This is a genomic window from Planctomycetota bacterium (genome assembly GCA_018242585.1).
In the GTDB taxonomy this organism is placed as follows: domain Bacteria; phylum Planctomycetota; class Planctomycetia; order Pirellulales; family PNKZ01; genus JAFEBQ01.
Genome location: JAFEBQ010000004.1, coordinates 73,757 through 95,067, shown reverse-complemented (window position 1 = coordinate 95,067; position 21,311 = coordinate 73,757). Strand labels below are relative to the sequence as shown.

5 protein-coding genes (1 of these 5 cut by a window edge) are annotated in these 21,311 nt (G+C 64.2%); all 5 read right to left on the bottom strand.

Features of this window, described 5'->3' with window-relative positions; genetic code table 11:
* Positions 1 to 269 precede the first annotated feature (269 nt).
* Entirely contained in the window at positions 270 to 1,562 is a 1,293-nt protein-coding gene (locus JSS27_02025; GenBank protein MBS0207709.1) for an NAD(P)/FAD-dependent oxidoreductase, read from the bottom strand.
* 109 nt (positions 1,563 to 1,671) lie between these two features.
* A complete protein-coding gene (locus JSS27_02020) occupies positions 1,672 to 3,228 on the bottom strand; it encodes a sulfatase (protein MBS0207708.1) in 1,557 nt (518 codons plus the stop codon).
* Positions 3,229 to 3,248: 20 nt separating this feature from the next.
* Positions 3,249 to 4,748, bottom strand: a complete 1,500-nt coding sequence (locus tag JSS27_02015) for a sulfatase (GenBank protein ID MBS0207707.1) — start codon at positions 4,746 to 4,748, stop codon at positions 3,249 to 3,251.
* Positions 4,745 to 6,370: an arylsulfatase gene (locus tag JSS27_02010; protein MBS0207706.1), complete on the bottom strand. Its 1,626-nt coding sequence runs from the start codon at positions 6,368 to 6,370 to the stop codon at positions 4,745 to 4,747. The genes JSS27_02015 and JSS27_02010 overlap by 4 nt, the downstream gene beginning before the upstream one ends.
* Before the next feature lie 301 nt (positions 6,371 to 6,671).
* On the bottom strand, positions 6,672 to 21,311 hold the 3' end of the coding sequence (locus tag JSS27_02005) for an autotransporter-associated beta strand repeat-containing protein (GenBank protein ID MBS0207705.1). The gene runs 15,603 nt beyond the window's last position; only the last 14,640 of its 30,243 coding nucleotides appear in the window; its start codon lies off the right edge, out of view — the gene reads right to left on this strand; its stop codon occupies positions 6,672 to 6,674.

The window sequence follows — 21,311 nt, the reverse complement described above, 5'->3', positions numbered from 1 at the left end:
GGAACTCGCTGGCGGCTTGGTGCAAGTGAAAATGTCAGGAGCGGAAACCGTAAACACCCCTCCCTGGCAGGGAGGGGCAGGGGGAGGGTGAGTGCGCCGCACGAGATTGACGCGCGACCTCCATCCGGCGGCTTGCGCCGCCACCTTCTCACGGGAGGAGAAGGGTTTAGCGCTGAGCCGTATTCAGATTAAACCATCCCGAGGCAAGCTGGAAGCGCGTAACTTGCCGTCCAAGCCCGGCGCTTCATTCATTAAGAAGCATACGAATCTTAAACACTCGACGCGGCCAACCAGCCAGTGCTGAACGCCGCCTGAAAGTTGTAGCCGCCTATGAACCCGTCGAGGTCTAGAATCTCGCCCACCAGGTACAAGTTCGGCACGAGCTTGCTTTGCATGGTCCGCGAGTCGACCTCGTCGAGCGCCACGCCGCCGGCGGTGACCTCGGCCTTGTCAAAGCCGCGCGTTCCCGAGACATGAATCGGCGCGCGCTTGAGCGCATCGACCCAGCCGGCCCTTTCCGCTTTGCTCAGCTCGGCCGCGCGCCGGTCGAGCGGTAAGCCCGCCTGTCGGGCCAACGCTTCGACCAGCCGGCGTGACAGCGCCTCGGGCACGAGCCCCACGATCAGCTTCTTGCCATCGCTGGCCGCGGCGGCGCGCAAGTGATCATCGAGCGCCTCGGCCGACAGCTCGGGCAGAAAATCGACCCGCAGTTCGACATCGCTGGGCCGCGCGGCGCCGGTCACGGCGCGACTGACATCGAGAGCCACCGGCCCCGACAGGCCGAAATGAGTGAATAGGAGCGCGCCGCGGCGTTCGATCAACACACCCGCGGGCAAGCCTTTGACGCGCTTCTTGGCCTGCGGCGGTGCCTCGTTTTCCTTGGCGCACTCGACGACGCGGACCAGGCAATCGACCGCCGTAATGCCCGACAGCTCGCGCACCCAGGGTTCGTCACTGGTCAGTGGCACCAGGGCAGGGCGGGGCGGGCGAATGGTATGCCCCCACGCGGCCAGCCAACGGTAGCCGTCACCCGTGGTGCCACAGCCCGGGTAGCTGCGCCCGCCGACGGCGACGATCAGCTTGTCACAGGTGAACGTCCGCTCGCTGGTCGAGATCACGAATCGCGCGCCGTCGCGTTCGATCCGCTCGACCGCTTGCCCTAGCAGCAGCTTTGCTCCGCTCCGTTCCAGGCGGGCCATCAGCGCCCGCACCACGTCGAGCGCCCGGTCGCTACGGGGGAAGACCTTGCCGGTCCCTGGCTCGACGTAGGTTGGCACCCCTTCGGCGTGGAACAGCTCGACCAGTTCGCGCGGGCCCAGGGCCGCCAGGGGCGAATGCAGAAAGCTGCCGGCCGAGCCAAAGGCGGCGATGATCCCCCGCTCGTCGCAATCGTGGGTCAGATTGCACCGCGTGCCGCCGGAGATCAGGATCTTCACGCCCGGCTTGCGGTTCTTTTCCAGTAGCAGCGTCGGCCGGCCGCGCTCGGCGCCGCGGCACGCGGCCAGCAATCCTGCGGCCCCGGCGCCGATGACGATCACGTCGCTGTGCTCTGGATTGGACAAAGGAGCAGGCTCTTACTGCAAAATCGAACGCCAAAAGAAAAACCCAGGGGGTGGAACCCCTGGGCTTGTAGGATAACGGAGCGACGCTGTTTCGGTCAGGAGTGCGCGCTCAATTCGTGCGATCGATTTTGGGGACTTGATTGCGTTTGCCCCCATAGGCCCAGGCCGGCGCTTCGGCGGGAACCTTTAGCTCTTTCTCCAATCGTGATAGCTCGGCCTTTAACTCAGTCACGACCGATTGCGACGCCGGCTCGTCAAGCACGTTGCGCAGTTCCAACGGGTCTTGCTGGCGATCGTACAACTCCCAGTAATCGACGTCGGGCTTGTAGAAGTGGACCAACTTGTAGCGATCCGTCACCACGCCACGGTGGGGCCGCACGTGATGCGGCGCCGGGTATTCATAGTAGTGATAGTAAAAGCTCTTGCGCCAGTTGGCCGCTTGCTCGCCACGCAGCAAGGGAACCAGGCTGTTGCCTTGCATGTCCGACGGGGCATCGACGCCGGCGGCGGCCAGGAATGTCTGGGCAAAGTCCAGGTTGCTGACCAGTTGCGAGTTCACGCTGCCGGGCTTCGTCGCCCCGGGCCAGCGGACCAACAGCGGCGTGCGCAGCGACTCTTCAAAGATCCACCGCTTGTCGAACCAGCCGTGTTCGCCCAGGTAGAACCCCTGGTCAGCCGAGTAGACGACAATGGTGTTCTCGGTCAGGCCGTTGTCGTCCAAGAACTTCAGCATCCGGCCGACCGATTCATCGACCGCTTTGACGCAGCCTAGGTAATCGTGCATGTACCGGTTATACCGCCAGCGGACCAAGTCTTTGCCTTGCGGGTTGGCGGCGCGGAACTTCTCGTTGCGCGGCTCGTAATACTTGTTCCACTCGGCGAGTTGTTCAGGGTTCAGGCTATTGGGCGCGGCCAGCTTGGCATCGAGCGGCGTGAACGTATTGGCAATCGTCATGTCCTGGTCGCGCACCGCCAGCCCGCGGCCCGAGTAATCGTCAAACAGCGTGGCCGGCGGTTCGTACTGGCGATCGTTGTCGTGGCCCAGGTGCCGCAACGGCGGCGACCATTCGCGGTGCGGGGCCTTGTGCTGCATCATCAACAAAAACGGCCGCGACGCATCGCGCTGCTTGAGCCAATCGAGACTCAGATCAGTGATGATGTCGGTCGTGTAGCCGGTGTGCTTGACTCGTTCCCCTTTGCGAATCATCGGCGGGTTGTAATAGACCCCCTGGCCAGGCAGGATTTCCCAGTGATCGAAGCCAGTCGGATCGCTCATCAGGTGCCACTTGCCAATGACGGCTGTCTGGTAGCCGACCTTTTGCAGTAGCTTGGGAAACGTGGTCTGTGAGCTATCGAAGGTGCTGTTCGAGTTGTTGTAAAAGCCGTTCAAATGGCTGTACTTGCCGGTCAGGATCACGGCGCGGCATGGCCCGCAGATCGAATTGGTGACCAGGCAGCGATCGAAGCGCATGCCTTCAACGCCCAGGCGGTCGATGTTCGGCGTCTGCAACAACCGCCGCGAGTCGCCATAGGCGCTGATCGCCTGATAGGCGTGATCGTCCGAGAAGATAAAGACGATGTTCGGTCGCTTGGCCTCGGCGGCCAGACCGGCCGTCAGCGGGGCAAGCGACAGAATCAGAGCCAGAACGGTGCGTGGGATGCTCATGCGCGGCAGACGCCTTTCGATCAGGAGCTAGGGTCAGTTGCTTTTTTGTTCTTTTGCTTCTTGGTAGCCATCGTAGCGCCGTAGTACGGATACGCGTCGAACTTCTCGCCGCCACCGACAATGCGCGGGTCGCCCGAGGCGCGCAGTTCTTCCATCAACGCTCCAGACAAGCCAGTTTTGAGTTTGTGGTATGCCGGCTGGTCGGCGACGTTCACCAATTGCTGCGGATCGTTCTTCAAGTCGTAAAGTTCCTCGGCAGGGCGCTTGGCAAAGGCCAGATCAAAGAACTTGCGCACCGCGGGATCGGACTGGTGCTGGATCAAGAATGTTTTGGTCGGGCCGTCGTCGCAATCGGCGTAGGAGTTGCCGATGAACGACTGCTCGCCGTCGGCAATGCCATTGGGCCAACGCTCCGGCGCGAAGTTGCGAATGTAAAGGTGATCGGCGGTGCGAATGGCCCGCGACGGATAGCCCCCCAGGTTTCCTTTTTCCTGCGACGGGACGTGACGTTCCTTGCCGTAGATCACGTGATGGCGTCGCGGCTCGATCCAGCCGGCGCGATCCGAAAGGAGAGTCGGCAGCAAGCTATGACCGGTCATCTCGGCCAGTGGCGCGACGCCGGCCGCTTCCAAAAACGTCGGCGCTAAATCGGTGAGGCTGACAAAGTCCTCGAGCACGCGTCCCGGCTTGACCTTGGCGCCCCAGCGCAGCACCAAGGGGACATGGCAACCCAGGTCGTATAGGTTGCTCTTGCCGCGCGGAAAGGGCATGCCGTGGTCGCCGGTCATGACGATGATCGTGTTGTCCAATTCGCCCGTCGCTTCAAGCTGTGAAATCGCCTCGCCGACTTCGCGGTCGAAACGCTCGACTTCAAAGTAATAGTCCGCCACATCGCTGCGGACCAACTCGTTGTCGGGGAAGCAGCTTGGCACTCGAACATCGGCCAGCTTCATGCCGCGTCCGACGCCGGTCCCTGGCTCGTAAGGGCGATGCGGATCGGGGGAGCCGAACCAATAGCAGAAGGGGGTTCCTTTGGGGCGCTGGGCCAGAAAGGCGTCGAAGTTCTTAAACTGCGGCCCCGACGGGTCTTCCGTGCGCCCGCCCGGTTCCAGCTTGCCGGGGCCCCAGGCCTTGCGGCTGTGACCGATGGCGTAGCCATTGTCGCGGAGCATCTCGCTATAGGAGCGGAAGCGCGTCTGGAGCGTGCTGTGCAAGTTGGCCGCCTCGGCCAGCCGCCAGTGGTACTGGCCCGTCATCAGCGCCGAGCGCGACGGCGTACACGACGGGGACGAGACGAAGGCGTTGGCGAACAGCACCCCTTCGCGGGCCATCCGGTCGAACGTCGGCGTCTTGACCACCGGGTCGCCATAAGCGCCGGCGTGCGGCCAGCCCCAATCGTCCGCAATGCAGAACAAAACATTCGGCCGCGCGTCGATGATGGTGGCCGCGTGCGCGCCCAGGCCCAGGCAAAACACGCCAGCAATCACCGCGGCGCGGACGAACGATGCGTTAGAAATCATGACGCTTGTGGCTTCCGTTGCTTGGGCTTGGGGGGCAACGGCTGATGTGCTTTCTTGCCGGCTGCCCAGATGTCGGGTTCAAAGGTGTTGAGCTGAGCCGTGCCCGGCGTGCTGCGCCCCTGAGCGACGAAGTCTTCAAGCAACGTAGTTAGGCGCTTCACCTGGTCAGGCTGCTCGCCTTCCAAGTTGTTCCGTTCGCCGATGTCGGTCGACAGATCGAACAGTTGCACCAGCGGTAGCTTGCTGGCGTCGTCGATGTTGGGGCGCGGCGCGCTCCAGCCACCCGAGCCCGGGCACAAGCAGAGTTTCCATTTGCCGTCGCGGATGGCGAACGAGCCGTTGATCGAGTGATGGACCACGGCGGCTTGCCGCTGGGCGCCGGCCGACTCGCCCGTCATGGCGGCGAGCATGCTCTCGCTGTCCTCGCCGGCGCTGGCCGGCAGCGGCGTGCCGACGATCTCGGCACATGTGGCCAGCAAATCGGTCAGGCATGTGATCCGGTCGCTCGCGCTGCCGGCCTTCACCCGCGCCGGCCAGTGGACCAGCAGCGGAACGCGATGCCCCCCCTCGTAGATGTCGGCTTTGGTGCCGCGGAAGTGGTAGCTGGGGTTGTGCTGCTTGGCCAGCAGTTCGGGAAAGTCCGCTTGGGGCGAGCAGCCATTGTCGCTGGTCAGGATGACCAGCGTGTCGCGCGTGAGACCATGCTTGTCAAGAGTGTCGAAGACCGCTCCGACCGTGGCGTCGGTTTGCATGACGAAATCGGCGTAAGGGTTCAGGCCGCTCTTTTCACGCCACTGCTTGGCTGGATGGATCGGAGTATGGGGCGAGGCCAGTGGCAAGTACAGGAAGAACGGCTTGCCATCCCGGGCGTCGGCGGCGCACTGGTCGATGTAGGCCACCGCCTCGCGCGTCAGCGTCGGCAGCACGTCGACGGCGTCGAAATCGGCCGCCGCGGGGCCAAGACGCGTGGCGCGCCCTTCACGGCCGAGCATCATGGCAAAACTTTTGTCGGTGGCGATCGGCTGGGTCAGGTGGTTGTTCTCGATGAATGCGTAAGGAACCATGTCGAGTGAGCTGGCGATGCCAAAGTACCGATCAAAGCCTACTGAGGTGGGGCCGTTGGTCGTCCCCTTGGCATAGTCGACGTTGTGAACCTGATCGGGAGTCTCGATGTTGAGCTTGGTGATCTCCTTGCCCGGCAAGACTGTCCAGTCCATGCCCAGGTGCCACTTGCCAACGCAACAAGTGTGGTAGCCGTGCTGCTTCAGGTACGACGCGACGGTCACCCGACCGGGCTCGATCAGTCGCGGGCTCAGGCCGCCGAGCACGCCGCTTTGCAGCGGAGTGCGCCAGCTATAGCGCCCCGTCATCACGCCGTAGCGCGTGGGGGTGCAAACCGCCGATCCTGAGTGAGCGTCGGTGAAGCGCATGCCGTCGCGGGCCATCTGGTCGCAGCGCGGCGTGGCGATCTTGCCATCTGGGTTCAGGCACTTGAGATCGCCGTAACCCAAGTCGTCGCACAGGATGTAAACAATGCTCGGCCGGTTTTGCTTGGGTGTCGCGGCAGCCGCCAACACCGGGCTCAGCGACACTAGCAAGCCACATGATAGGATCGCGCACATCGCGCCAAAGGACCATTGGGCGTAGCGAAGCGAGCCAGCGAGAGACAACGTGCGGCGCATGGCGGGGCCTTGGCAAGGTTGGGGCTAGATGGGCGTACGAGGCGAGAGCCGGCCCAATATCAGCTAGTGCGCGGACCGAGTCAAATCTTTCACGCCTTGATGGCGACCTGGCAGATGTGAACTCTGGTCGCCTAGCTCAGGGCATCGCGTGCCGATTCGCTATACGCGGCTTTGCCGCCGAGATCGGTGGCAAAGCCACCGGCTTGGTAGACACGCTCGCTACCGAGATTCGAGAACTGCTCTAAGCGTCCATCGTCGGATCAACCACTTCGCCGGCCGTGGCCGCATCGTCAACCGCCGGCTTGGCGGCTTCGTCGGCCGCGCGGCGGCGACGACGCCAGCCGTAAGCGCCCAGACCCAAGCCAGCCAGGGCCGCCAAACTCAAGCTGCCCGGTTCGGGCACCGGCGTCCAGGTGAGGACCAGGTCGTTGCCAGTCGTCGAGAAGGCGAAGCCGCCTACGCCAGCGATCGAGCCGTTGGTGCCGTAGCCCGTGATCGATGAGAAGAACGAGCCCGAGACCCCCGAGGAGTTCGACGTGGTCACGACGTGCCAGGATTCCGACTGTTGCCAGAAGGCGGCGGTTTGCAAGCCGCTGGTCTGCGGAGCTGAGCTGTTCAGGAAGTTCAGGGCGAAGGTCGAGGCGCCCCCCACCGTCAAGGCATTCGAGCCACCGGTGAGCTGGATCTGGTCGTAGTTCGTGCCGGCCGTGCCGATGTTCGTCGAACTCGTGTTCGGGTTGACATCCCACAGGTAGGTGCCGTTGATCGTCAGGTTGTTGGCGACCGTCAAGACGCCGGTCTGCTGAGCGGCCGTCGCGCCATTCACACCATTCAGGCCCGGGCTGATGACACCGTCCTGAGCGCTGGTGGCGCCGTGCTGCACGACCACGGCGCCGTTCACGGTGCCGTTGCCCGACAGGATCGCGCCGTTCGAGCCGCTCATCACCGTGACGTTGCCCGTGCCGATCGAGCCGTTCACCACGTAAGCGCCACCCGAGATCGTGGTCGAACCGCCGTAGGTGTTCACGCCGGTCATTACCTGGGCGGTGCCGCTGGCGCCGGCCATCACCATGCTCAGATTGCTGCCACTGACCACGCCGTTGAACGTGGCCAGGCCCGTGGCGCCGTTGGCCAAGGTGGTGTTGGTCATGGCGATGGTCAGCGTGCTGGCCGTCGCCACCGAGTCAGTGACGATGTTGCTGCCCGAGGTCGAGGTGCCGCTGTTCAAGCTCGACAGGCTGCGAACCGTATCGCTGTTGCCGGCCAGATCGAACGTCGTGACCGAGGCCGAAGTGGTCAACGTCATGTCCGTGTAAGCGCCGCCATTGGTCGGCGTGGGCAACACGTTACTGGCGGCCAGGGCCAGGGTGCTGCCATTGGTGACGTAGGTCGGCCCCGAGTAGCTCTGGGCACTGGAGAGCGTGACGTTCAGGCCTTGGTTATTGCCGTTGAAGATCACGTCGCTGTCGTAGGCGCCGCCCGGGTTGACGCTGACCAGCGTGCCGCTGATGAACAGATTGGCGACGCTCGAACCGGTGTTCTTGAACTCGAAGATCGTGTCGGTCTTGGTCAGCGTGCCACTCAAAGTCGTGAAGCTGCCCGAATCCAGGCCGACGACCGCCACGCTGCCGGCCGAACCACCCACCGTCAAGTTGCCGTTGAAGGTGTTGTTGCCCGAGAACGACAGGGCCGGAGCGCTGTTCAAAGTCGTGCTGAAGACCGTGATGTTGTTCGACGTGCTGATCGTGCCCAGGTTCGAGAACGCCAACTGGCCGTTGGCGCTCACCGTTACGGTGCCGGTGCCCAAGCCGCCGGCGTTGGTGACTTGCAGCGTGCCAGCCGTGACGGCCAGCGAAGCGGTCAACGCTCCGATGTTATTGTTGGCCAAGACCAGCGTGCTGCCGGTGCCGGTGTAGTTGAAGCTGCCGCTGCCGGTCACGGTGCCGGTCAGCGAGATGGTGACGCCGGTGTTCGGCACCACCAGGTTGCTGCTCCCCGACAAGGTGACCGGCGACGGATAGATGATCGCGCCGGTCAGGTTGCCGCTCAGCGTGCCGTCGGTGATCACCAGACCGCCCGTGCCCAGGTTGCCGGCGTTGCCGACGTACAACGTGGCGCCGCTGACGGCGGTGGTGCCGCTGTAGCTGCTGCCGACTCCCGACAGGGTCAGGGTGCTGCCGCCGGTGACCTGGATGTTACCGGTGCCGGTGATCGTGCCGGTGTAAGCGCCCGGCGCGGTCTGGTTGAACGAGAAGGTCGCGCCGCTGGTGACCTCCACGGACGTGCCGGCGTTGCTGGCGTTGCCGCTGACGGTGCCGCTTTGGACCGACGTGGTGGCGGTCGAGTTACTGGCGCCAGTCAGCCACAAGGTGCCATCCCCCAACTTGGTCAACTGGGCCGAGCCATAGATCGTCCCGCTCAGCGTGACATTCTCGCCCGAGTTAACCACGTCGAAGCCACCGTTCGAGGTGCTGATGTTAATCGGATTGGTCAGCGCCACGTCATTGTACGAGCGGAGCACGCCGCCGTTGAACGACAACGTGCCGGTCCCCAGGGCGTTGGCGCCGACGATGACCAGCGTGCCGGCCACCAGGTTGGTGCCGCCCGTGTAGTTGCTCGTGCCCGACAAGGTCTGCACGCCGCTGGCGCTGTTCATCGCCACCACGCCCGTGCCGTTGATCGCGCCGCCAAAGCTGCCGCCCGCGCCCGAGATGGTCAGCGTGTTGCCGCCCAGGCTCAAGGTAGCGCTGCTGCCGCCGTCCAAGCTGGCCAGGGCCTGCGAGGCGCTGAAGCTGACCGTGCCGTTGTTCGTCAGGGCGGTGGTCGAAGCCAGCGAGTTCGCGGTTAGCACGTTCAGGACGCCGCTATTCGAGACGGTGACGCTGGTGCTGCTCATCACGCTGGCCAGGTTCAGATCCAAGGTGCCCGAAACGGTCGTGGCGCCATCGTATCCCAACGCACCGCTGAGGGTCGTTGTGCCGGTAACCGCCAGGTTGCCGCTGACGCCGTTGATCTGGCCGGCGTAGCTGCCGCCGCCAATCGTCAGCGTCGTGCCGCTGATGCTCACGATGCCGGTCGAACCAGTCAACGAGGCCAGCGTCTGATCGGCGCTGAAGCTGACCGTGCCGTCGGCCGTCAGGTTCGTGCCGCTCGCCAGCGACGTGCCGTTCAGCACGTTCAGCACGCCGCCGTTGTTCACGTTGACCGTCGTGCCGCTCATGGCGCTCGACAAGGTCAGGTTCAAGGTGCCAGTTCCCGACACAGTGGTCGTGCCGGTATAGCTCTGGGTGCTGCCGCCCAGGCGGAAGCTGCCCAGCACCGCGACCGAACCGCTGCCGGTAATCGTGCCGGCGAAGCTGCCGCCACTCACGTTCAAGATCGTGCTCGAAGTCGAGGCGACCACGGTCCCCGAGGCCGTCAGGTTGCTGATCGCGTTGGTGGTCGAAGCCCCGGCGAACGTCAACGTGCCGCCCGAGAAGGTGGTCAACGTGCCGCTGCCGAGGATGGTGACCAGGCCGCCGCTCTGGGTGGTGATCGCCGCCGTCGCGCCGCCCAGGCGGACGGTGCCGCCGGCGATGGTGCCGATGGTCGCCACGCCCGAGACCGTCAACGTGCCGCTGTTCACGGTGGTGAACGTGCCGTTGCCGGCCACGGTGGCCGAACCCGTGTCGAACGTGGTTACGTTGGCGTTGCTGGCAAACAGCGTGTTGCCCGAGCCGGTCAACTGGGTCAGCGTGATCGTGCCGCTCGTGGCCGAGAAGCTCAAGGCTCCCGCCGTCGAGCTGCCGTTGTTCACAATCGCCAGTTGCTGGCCCACGTTGGCGAAGATCGCCGCCGCCGTCCCCGTCAGCGTCAGGTTACCCGTGCTGGCCAGGCTGCCCGTGCTCAGCACGTTCAGCACGCCGCCACTGACCGTCGTGCCGCCCGTGTAGCCGCTAGCACCCGACAGCGTAGTGTCGCCAGTGAACACCAAGGCGCCCGAGCCATTGATCGCGCCGCCGAAGCTGCCGCCGTTCACCGCCAGCGAGATGGCCGAGGCGTTGGTCACCGTCACGGTGCCACTGCCAGTCAGGCTGCCGATCGTGCTTGCGCCGGCCGCCGAGAAGGTCAGAGCTCCGCTGATATTGGCGGTGCCGAGGGTTTGATTCGCGTTCGCGAACTGAGCCGCGGCCGAGGCCGCCACGGTTAAGTTGTTGCCCGAGGCGAGGCCGCCGGTGCTCAGGACGCTCAGGGTGCCGGCATTGACGATCGTCGCGCCGGTGTATTGGGCGATCGCGCCGATCTCCAAAGTGCCGCTCCCTGCCTTGGTCAGCGATCGGGAGTTGCCCAGGTCGGTAATCACGTCGTTGATCGTGGTGGTCAAGTTGCTGACCGTGAGCGTGGCATTGCCCAGCAACGTGACCGTGTTTGCCGCGGAGAGTGATTGTGGGTCGAAGGTGAGATTGCCGCTGCCGGTGAAGGTCACGCCGCCGGCGATGGCCAGCGCGTTGGCCAAGGTCTGGCCGTCACCGCCCAAGCTTACGCCATCGGAGAGGGTGATCGTGCCAAGGCCCAATGGGCCCGACGCCAGCGTGCCACTGGTGACTTGCGTGCTCGAACCGACGACCATCGTGCCGCCGTTGACCGTCGTGCCACCGCCGTAAGTGTTCAAGTTGTTGATCGTGATCATCCCGCTACCGTTCGCTTGCAGGGCCGTCGTGGCACCGGCGATCGTGCCCGTGCCCGTGATCGTGTAAGCGGTCGTGGTGTTGGTGAACGTGATCGAGCCCGGGGTCACCGTGGTCGCGACCGTCACCGATGTCGTGGTTGGGCTGTCGGCAAACGTGACGTTCGCGCCATCGATGTAGGTGGCTGGGCTGGCCCCATTGAGCCAGTTATTCGTCGTGGTCAGATCCCATTGAGCCGGCGTGTCGGCGCCGGTCCATGTCAGATTGAGAACCGCGGCCGACACGACCAGATCGATCTGATTGGCCACGTTCTGGAACGCATACGAGAAACTGCCAGCGCCGGTGACGTTGCCGATCTGCAGGTTCGCCATGCTGCCGGCGCTCAACAGCCCGCTGGCGGCATAGCTGAACAGCTGATAGGTTCCCAGGCCAAACCCAGACAGTCCGGTAATGTTGACCGACGTGGTGGTGCTGAACACCGGCAAGGTGGCCGAGGTAATCGCCAGCAAGCTGTTCGCGCCCTGCACGCCCTGATAGTCGTGCAATGCGAAGTTGATGTTCACCACTCCCGTCGAGCCCGTGGCCAGCGAACCGAGGGTCAAGGTGCCCGGCGTGCCCAGGATGCCGGCCGCGATGGTTCCGCCGGCATTCAGCGTGACGGCGCCGCTCACGATGCCCGTTCCCGAAAGATTGCCACCGGCATTGATCGTGACCGCGCCCGACCCCAGGGCCGAGCCGCTGGTGTTGGTGACGTACACGTTGCCGCCAATCGTGGTGCCGCCCGAATAGGCGCTGGTGTTCGACGACAACGTCCACGAGCCGCCGGCCACGTTCACCGCGGTTTGAGCGCCGGCGATGTCGTTGATGGCCGCGGCCAGCGCGGCGGTGCCGCTGCCGGTCAAGGTCAGCGTCACGTTCGTGCCCGTGCCTGCGTAAGCGATCGCGCCGGGGTTGGCGATCTGCAACAGTCCCGGGCCCGAGGCGTCAAGGGTTGCGCCCGCGGTACCGACGGTGAACAATCGGTCGGTGATGCCCCCGTTGCCGGTGTACTGCAGCGCGCCGCCGTTGATGACCAGATTGCCCGATTGGCTGCCCGAGCGTCCGATGCCGCTGGCCAGGCCCCCGACCGCCAACGACGCCACGCTCAGCGTGCCACCATTGATCGTCGTGATGCCCGAGTAAGTATTTGCGCCGCTGAGCGTGACGGTGCCCGAGCCATTTTGAATCACCGCGCCCGTGCCACTGATAGCCGCCGCCAGCGAGGTGTCGCCCGAGGTGTTGAACACCAGGGTGCCGTTGTCGGTCACGGCGCTTGTGTTGGCGATCGAGCCCGAGGCGCCGCCGTTGCCGATTTGCAGGGTGCCCGAGGTAATCGTCGTCGTGCCGGTGTAGCCGTTGGCGCCGGTCAGAATCAGGGTTCCGGCGTTGGCTTGCACGACATTGACCGCGCCGCCGATGGGCGCGTCGAACTCGATGCTTCCGGAACGGTTGAAGGTCAGCGTGCCTCCCGTGCCGGTGACGCCGCTGGTGCCGCTGAGGGTTCCCGTCACGCCGCCGTTACCGATCTGCAGCGTGCCGCCGCTGATCGTCGTGGTGCCCGAATAGCCATTGTTGCCCAGCAGGGTCCAAGTGCCCGTGCCGGCCTTGAGCAGCGAGACCGAGCCCGCGCCGTTGTCATTCAAACCAGTGCTGAACACGGCATTGCCGGTACCGGTGATTTGCAGCGTGGCGGCTTGATCGACCGTGCCAAAGGCGACCGCGCCGGCATTGCTGAAGGTCAAGGTTCCCGAGCCCGAGGCGTCGACGATGGCCGTCGCGCCGGCAATCGTGAACAGCCGGTCGGTGGTGATGTTGCCGCCGGTGTATTGCAGCGCGGCATTGTTGCCAATCAGCAGGTTGCTGGCTGCGTTGCTCGATTTGCCCAGGCTGCTCGCCACGCCACCGTTGGCCAACGTCGACACGCTCAGCGTGCCAGCATTGATCGTGACGGTGCCCGTGTAGGTGCTGCCGTTCGAGGTCAGTGCCCACGAACCAATGCCGTCCTTGTAAATCGACAGTTGCGGCGTGGTGCCGGTGCCATTGTCGGGAATGATCGCCGCCAGCAACCCCGAGCCGGCGCCGGTCAAGGTCAACGTCCGCTGCGTGTTGGCGCCCAGCAAGGTCAACGCGCTGCCGTTGTTCAAATTAAGTAGGCCGCTGCCCGAGGCGTCGAGCGTCGCGCCGCCGGTGCCGATGGTAAACAGGCGGTCGGTGAATGCCGCGCCGCCCGTGTATTGCAGCGCGCCGCCGTCGATGACCAGGTTCGTCGATGCGTTGGAAGCGGCGCCCAGGGGGCTGCTCGTGCCACCGTTGGCGACGACGCTCATGCTCAACGTGCCGTTGAGAATCCGGGTCACGCCGGTATAGCTGTTTGAACCGGTCAGCGCCCAAAGGTTCGTGCCGTCCTTGGTGACCGACGTGGCGCCGGTGCCGTTGTTGCCAATGGTCGGGGCAAAGGTGTTGATCAAGCTGCCGACCGACGTGCCCGTGAAGGTGATCGTCCGGGCGGTATTGGTGCCGCTCAGAGCGACTGCTCCGCTGTTGGTGAATTGCAAGGCCACCGAGCCCGACGCGTCGAGCACGGCGTTGCCAGGATTGACGGTCAACAACCGGTCGGTCGAGCCTCCGGACGAGCCAATGAACTGCAATGCGCCGCCGCTGCCGATGACCAGGTTGCCCGCCGCGTTGGACGAAGCGCCGATGTTGCTGTTCGCGCCGCCGTTGGCCAGGACGCTCACGCTCAGCGTGCCACCGTTGATCGACGTGACACCGGTGTAGGTGTTCAACGCCGCGAGGGCCCATTGGCCGGCGCCGTTCTTGGTGACGGCCGTTGCGCCGCTGCCAAAGTTGCCAATCACCGGCGACAGCGCGCCGCTGCCCGTGCCGGTCAAGGTGATGGTGTGCGTCGAGTTCGCGGCTCCTTGAAATACAATGGCCCCGCCGCTCGTGAAGTTAAGCAAGCCCGCGCCCGAGGCGTCGATCGTGCCGCTGCTGGCGCCGATGGTGAACAAGCGGTCGGTCGAGTCGCCGTTGCCCAAGTATTGCAACGTGCCGGCCGACGTGGCGCCGCCAATGACCAAGCTGGCGGCCGCGTTGGACGACGCGCCGACGCTGCTGGCCAAGCCTCCGGCCGACATCGTGGTGACGGCCAGGATGCCGCTGCTGATGGTCGTGACGCCGCCATAGGTGTTCAGGCCGGCCAGTTCCCACGTGCCAAGGCCCGATTTCATCACCGAGGTGAGGCCGCTCGTGGGGTTTGTGATGATCGGGGTCAGCACGTTCAACTGCGCGCTATTCCCGGTCAGGTTCAAAACGGTCGCGCCGTTGTTGCTGAAGTTCAGACTGCCGGCGTTCGAGAAGACCACCGCTCCGGCTCCCGAGGCGTCGAGCGTGGCGTTCGCGCCCGCGATGGTGAATAGCCGGTCGGTGCTCGAATTGGACGTGCCGGTGTATTGCAGCGCCGCGTTGTTATTGATGACCAGGTTGTTCGACTGGTTGCCCGACGCGCCCACCGAACTCACTTGCCCACCATCGGCCAGCGAGGTCACGTTCAGCGTGCCAGCGGCGATGGTCGTGATGCCGGAATAGTTGCCAGTGCCCGAGATGGTGAGCAGGTCGCTCGCGGCCCCCCCCTTGTACAGATTGGTATTGCCGTTCAACGCCCCCGAGAAGATGCCATTGCTGACCGTCACGGTGGTGGTCGTGCCCGAGTTGACGGCGATGATTCCCGAGCTGTTCAGCGAAGTGATGATCGTGTTCGCGGCCAGATTGGTCGTGCCGGCGCCGCTGAGCGAGGCCATCGTATTGACGCCCGAGGTGGCGGCAAACGTCAAGGCGCCATCGCTGGCGACGGTCGCCAGTGACTGACCGATGTTGTTGAGGACCACCGTGCCGGACGCGCCGACCGTCAGGTTGGACGCGCTGGGCAAGCTGCCGCTGGCCAGGACGTTGAGCGTGCCGCCATTGACCACGGTGCCGCCGGTGTAGCTGGGCGTCGCCCCCAGGTTCAGCGTGCTGCTGCCGGCAATGGTCAGCGCGAAGCCTTGGTTCGCGCCGCCGCTACCCGCCGTGCCGTATGCCTGATCGGTAATGATGTCGCTGATCGTGGCGGTGCTATTGACGGTCAGCGTGGTGTTGTCGCCCAGGTAGAAGTAATTCTGATTCACCCCCGTCAACCCTTGTTGGTCGAAGACCAGGTTGCCGCTGCCGGTGATCGTAATGGCGCCCCTGGCAACGATGTTGTTGGCCAGAGTCTGGGTGCTGCTGTTGTCGGCGCCGATGGCCGCTCCCGACGCCAGCGTGATGGTCCCGGTGCCCAGCGGGCCCGATTGAATCACCGTCGAGCCGCCGTCGAGGGATGTGCTGGCCGCGACGAGCAGCGTCCCCTTCTCGATCGAGGCGCCACTGTTAAAGGTGTTGGCGGTGCCGATCGTGGCACTTCCCAACCCTTGTTTGGTCAAAGGGCCACCACTGGTAATGCCGATGATGCTGCCCGTGCCGGTCAGCACGTAGTTGTTGGCGTTGTTGTTGAAGGTCACGGTCAGCGGCGTGACGTTTCCGATCAGGGTGACCGTCGTCAGGCCGCTGATCGATACCGCGTGGTCATCGAAGGTGACGTCATTGACGTTGGGATCCTGGTAAACGACCGAACCGCCCGAGAGCGTCCCCTGGTAGAAGTTGTTCGACGTGTTGATATCCCACACGCCGGGCGTTCCCAATTGGGTGCTCGATGACAAGGTGCCGACGCCGTACCAGGTAAGATTGGTCGGCGCGGACAACAAGACGTCAATCGAGTGGTTGGCCGTGTCGTTGACGAGGGTGGCGTTGTAGTTGGTGGTGTTGATGAGCAGCGTGCTGCTTTGCAGTTGCAGCATGTTGAATTGCGCCGGGTCCAGCGCGCCACCACCGTAGTTGATCAGCGCGTAGGTTTTTCCGCCCGCCAGACCGTTGGGGTTCGAGAGACCAATCGTGGTCAGCGCGCTAAACGTCAGCGCCGCGACGCCGCCGGCAATGATCAACTGGTCGCTACTGGCCGAGGTGTCGTTCAGGCGGAAGTTCAGCGTGCCGCCATTGCTAATCAGGCTGCTCACGGTCAGGTGGCCCGCGCCGGTGAAGGCGGACGTGCCAGGATTGATCGAGCCCGCGGCACCCAAGGTGACCGGACCCGTGATGATGCCGGTCCCTTGCAGGGCGCCCGAAGTGATCGTGACCGGGCCGGTGCCGGCGCCCGATCCCGAAGTATTCGTCACCGTCAAGATGCCGCCGCTGATCGTGGTGCCGCCGACGTAGGTGTTGGCGTTGGCCAGCACCGTCTCGCCAGCGGTGATATTCAGGGCGATGTTGCCTTGAATGAGGCCGGCATACGTCGCCGAGGTCGACGGCGACAAGCCGATGGTCAAGGTGTTGATCGTCGTCGCCGAGTTGAAGACAAAGCCATTGGCGCCGTTGGGATTGACGCCGGTGGTGGGCGTCGTTTGGCTGCTGAGCATGGCGACCGTCTGGTCGAAGCCATTCAAGTCAAACACGCCGGTGGACGTGGTATACAAGTTGCCGAGCGTCGAGAGCGCGTTCGTCTGGCCGATTCGCAACATGCCGTTGTTGATGAACGTGCCGCCCGAGTAGGTGTTGAGCCCCGCCAGGATCACCGTGTCGAAGCCCTGTTTGGTCAACGAGGCCCCACCGAAGCTGCCATCGGTGATCGCGCCATTGACCACCAGGATCGCGCCCGCGCCGGCTTGCGTGAACGGGCTCGTCGCGTTCGCCTGGGCGCCATTGTCCAGGCCGTTGACCCCTTGCGAGTTGTTCTGGCCGATGAACGAGTTACCATCGAGCGCGATGGTCAGGTTCGAGCCCAACGTCCGGTAGACCATCCCCTGGCTGAGATTGCTCTGGATGATGTTCGATTCATAGGGGATGAACCCTTCGATCGAGCCGCCGTTCAAACGAATCGTGACCGGCGAGGCGTACAGGTTCGGGCTGGCGACGCCTTGGTCGTTGTTGACCTGCAGCGTCGCGCCGCCCAGGCTCCAACTCGACGCGCCGGCCAGCGCGCCGTCGGCCGACAAGCGGACCAGCGAGCCGGTCGAGTAGGTGATCGACGAATTCGTGGGTGTCCAGTTGGCCACGTTGATGTCGAGGGTGCCGTAGCGGCTGACGGTTACCGCGCCGGTGCCCAAGGCGCCGTTGCTGTTGACCTGAATAGCGCCTTCTTGGATCAGCACGCTGCCGCTAAAGGCGCTGCTGCTGTCGCCACGGATGAACAGTTCGCCAGATCCCCACTTCATCAACGTGGTGTTGGCGCCGCCGGCCAGGCTGGCCACCGACATGCCCGTGGCCCCGACCCCGGCGGTCAGCGTGGTCGTCGTCGAGCCCGGCAAGGTGGTGCTGTACGAGACGGTGACGATGGCGCTGGCCGTGCCGTTGGGAATCACCGCGCCGTTGGTGTCGATGGCTTGAATGGTCAGGACGCCCGCCTGCAGGATCGAGCGCAGACGGTTGTTCATTTGCAACTGGAACTGGGCCGGCTCCAACGCGCCGCCGGTCGATTGAATGGTGATATCCGCGACCGTGCTGACGCGGTCGTTGCCGTTTGATTGCCAGTTGATGGCGGCGTTGTCGACCGCGATGATCGTGCCCGACGAATAGGTGGCGTTCTGGAAGCCGTTGACGTTCAACTGCAAGCTCAAGGTCGCGGCGCCGCTGGCGCTGCCAATCAGTTGCACGGTATTGGTCGGGACCGCGTCACCCAGCGCGCCGTACTGGTTGGCTTGCAATGTGCCTTCGTTCACCACCCAGCCGTTGGCGTAGCCGTTGCCGGGGCCCAGGGCCGCGCTGCTTTGATCGGCGTTTACCAGCAACGTGCCCGTGCCGAACTTGGTGATGGTGCTGGCGCCTTGAATGACGCCATTCATCGTCAACGTGGCGCCCGCCGCGTTGTAGATCAGAGCTTCTTGATTGTTGAAGTTCAGATTGGCGTTGATCGTGCCGCTGCCATAGCTGAGCAAGCCGCCGCCGGACTGCGGTGAAGCCGTCGTGCCGTTCAATTGAATCGTGTTCAACTGGCCGGCCCCGCTATTGATCGTGACAGCGCCCATGGCCATTGCGTACAGCACCGGGTTGTCGGACAGCGTGACGCTACCCGTGACGTTGGCCACGGCGGTGCCGGCGAACTCATTGGCGCCAAGGGTAAACGTGCCTGCCGGGACGGTATTGCTGTACGCGGCCCGGGTGAACCCGCCAGCGCCGTACGTGACGAACGTATTGTCGTTGCCGGCGATGTAATAGGCCGGCAACATGCCGTTCACGACCGTGCCGCTGATGTTGGTGACACCGCCGTTGACGATGATCTGCTCGCGGTTGTTGCCGGTGGTGTTCCCCAACCGTCCGGCAGCGGTGTCGAGGAACACCATGGTGCCGTTGCCGACCCGGGTAAAGGTGTTCGTGCCGCTGATGGTCAAGGTGGCCGAACCGGTGCCGGACGAGATAGCCGCCATCCGCGAGCCGCCCAGGAACGAGACCCCGCCAATGTACATCGACGACGACGCATTGCTCGGGCTGCTAATCGAGACGGTGGTGCCATACAGCGCCAGCGACGCGTTGGCGTTGAACCGGTCGCTCACGCTCGACGTCGAGACGATGTTGCCGCTGGTGCCGTTGTTAAAGCTGAGCTGCGCGCCGGGGTGGAGAATCAGATTGTTCGAGTTGGCGGTGCCGGTGCTGTTTTCCAAGCTGCCGCCGGTGAAGCCCGTTCCCTGCAAGGTCAGCGTGCCAAACAGATCGACGTTGCCCGTGCCGCCGGTCGAGACCGACTGGCTTGTGAAGGGGGCCGAGGGGGCGACGGCCAGAGTGACGGTGCCAGCGCCGATGGCCGTAATGGTGTCGCCGGTCGGAATACCTGGTCCGACGATGGTTTGCCCCACCGCCAGCCCCAAGGTTGACGACACCGTCAACGTGATCGAACCGTCCGACGTGGCGGTATAGCCACCCGCCGTCAGTGCCCCGGTAAAGGCGCCGCCCGACGGCATGGTGCTTAAGACAATCGTCGGCGAGACGCTAATCGACGCCGAGGATAAGGCCGCGGTCAACTGATTGCTTAACGTGACGGTCGTTCCCGAGATGGCGACGATCGTGGTGTCGGCCGGGACGCCCGCGCCCGAGGTGAGCAACATGCCAGGATACAAGCCGGCGGTCGAGCCGACCGTAATGTTAAAGGCGTTGATCGAGCCGGTCGCGGTGGTCGTCGCCAGACTCAAGCCCGAGAAGGTAACAATCGATGTATTCGGGTCCAAGCCCGCGCCGTTCAGAACCTGGTTCTGCGTCAGGCCAACGCCCGACGAAACCGCCACCAAGCTGGAGAAATTGCCATCGTACGTGGCCGTGAACGACGGCGCGACCGCGCCGCCGAACGGCATGCCATTCGCGCCGCCCGACACGATGATCGCCCCCGAGCCGCGCGAAATGATCGTTCCGCCGGTATAAGCGTTGGTTTGGTTCAAGACGACGGTGCCGGTGCCGTTGGTGGCCAACGAGCCGATGACAACCTGGACGGGCGGAATGCCAACCGACTGATCGGCCAGCAACGGCCCCGCGATGCCGCCCGACAGCGTCAAGGTCGTGCCGCCACCCCCCAGGCGATAGATGTCGCTTTGCCCATCGGTGTTGCGTCCTGGGAGCAAGCCGCTGAGTGAGTAGACCGAGCCTCCCTGGCTGGCCCCCAGGTAGAACGTGCCGTCGCCAATGGCCGACATATTCAACGCCGTGGTGCCAGTGGCCGTCGTAAAGGTCGTGCTATAGAGGGCCAGCACGCCGCTCGATGTGTTGCTGATGTACGAGGTGGGGTCGAAGTTGCCGTGAATGACGAACTGCGCCAAGCTCGAAGCGATGCTGCGCACGTCGACCACCTGGCCGCTGTTCAGGTTGCCAAGCCCTTCGATGATGATCCCGGCGCCGGGGTTGATGGTCAGCGTGCCCGTTCCCGCGGTGGCGAAGGGATTCGGATTGCCGCCGCTGGCCGAGCTGTTGCCAAAGCGGAGGAAGCCCATGTTGACATCAATGCCCCCCGAGGCGGTGTAGCTCGCGCCGTTGGTGGCCGACATCGACTGGCCCGAGAACGCTCCCGAGGGGGCGATGGCCAGCGTAATCGTGTTGGTGCCAATCGCCGTGATCACCTCGCCGGCGGGCAAGGTGCCACCGCTGATCGTTTGGCCAACGTACAAGCCCAAGGTCGACGACACGTTCATCGTGGTGCCGCTGCTGTAGGTGCCGGTGAACGTCGCCGTCCCGTTGTTAAGCCACAAGTTGTTCGGGCCGTTCTTGATCAAGGCCTGGTTCGAGCCGTTGTCGGTCACCGAGCCGTTGAGAACCAGGTCGGAACTGGCCAGAGTGAGAATCGGCGAGCCTGACAACGTGGTCGTGCCCATCACGCCCAACGAGAAGGCGTTAGCGCCCAGCAATGTCAGGTTCTGCGAGCCGATCGACAGGCTATTGAAAGCCAGGTTCTTGGTGGTGCTGGTGGTGTCGATACCGGTCCCTCCGCGATCGACGACAATCGTGGAGTTTCCATTCACGACCAGATCGTTGGCGAAGGTGATGGTCTTGAACGTCGTCGTGGCGTCAGCCGCGATCCTCAGGCTTAGCGTGCCGCCGTCCAGCGTGACCGCGCCCGAGCCCAGGCCGCCGGTCGCCAGCGCCGAATAGGTGGCCGTGTTGGCGCTATTCGAGCCATACACGAACATCGTGCCGGACACGAGCACCGTGCCGCCGGTGTAGGTGTTCAAGTTGGCCGTGTTCAACAACGCCAGCACACCGGTGCTGCCAAAGCCCGCGCCGTTCTTGATGAGGGTCGAACTACCGACGACTTGTCCGGCCAAGGTCAGGGTGGCCGTGGTTGTCGTGGCGACGGTCACGTTGCCGCCGGTGCCCAAATCGACCAACCCGTTGATCTGGATCGAGTTGGTGGTGCCCGATGGATTGGTGACCTGCAGCGTCTGTCCTTGTTCGCCCGGCGCGCCACCGAACAGCAAACCACCCGTCAGAAACGCCGTGCTGGTGGTGGTGGTCTGGCCGACGGCGCTCAGCACGGCCAAGGTGGCCAGCGGGTTGTTTGGTCCCAGGACGATCGAATTGCTAAACGTGCTGGCCGTGCCGTTGGCTCCGCCCAGGCCCAAACTGAGCGT

Bases quoted from the DNA above. Each gene is read 5' to 3' on its own strand.
- JSS27_02015 (MBS0207707.1), bottom strand. From the start codon at position 4,748: ATGATTTCTAACGCATCGTTCGTCCGCGCCGCGGTGATTGCTGGCGTG.
- JSS27_02010 (MBS0207706.1), bottom strand. From the start codon at position 6,370: ATGTGCGCGATCCTATCATGTGGCTTGCTAGTGTCGCTGAGCCCGGTG.
- JSS27_02020 (MBS0207708.1), bottom strand. From the start codon at position 3,228: ATGAGCATCCCACGCACCGTTCTGGCTCTGATTCTGTCGCTTGCCCCG.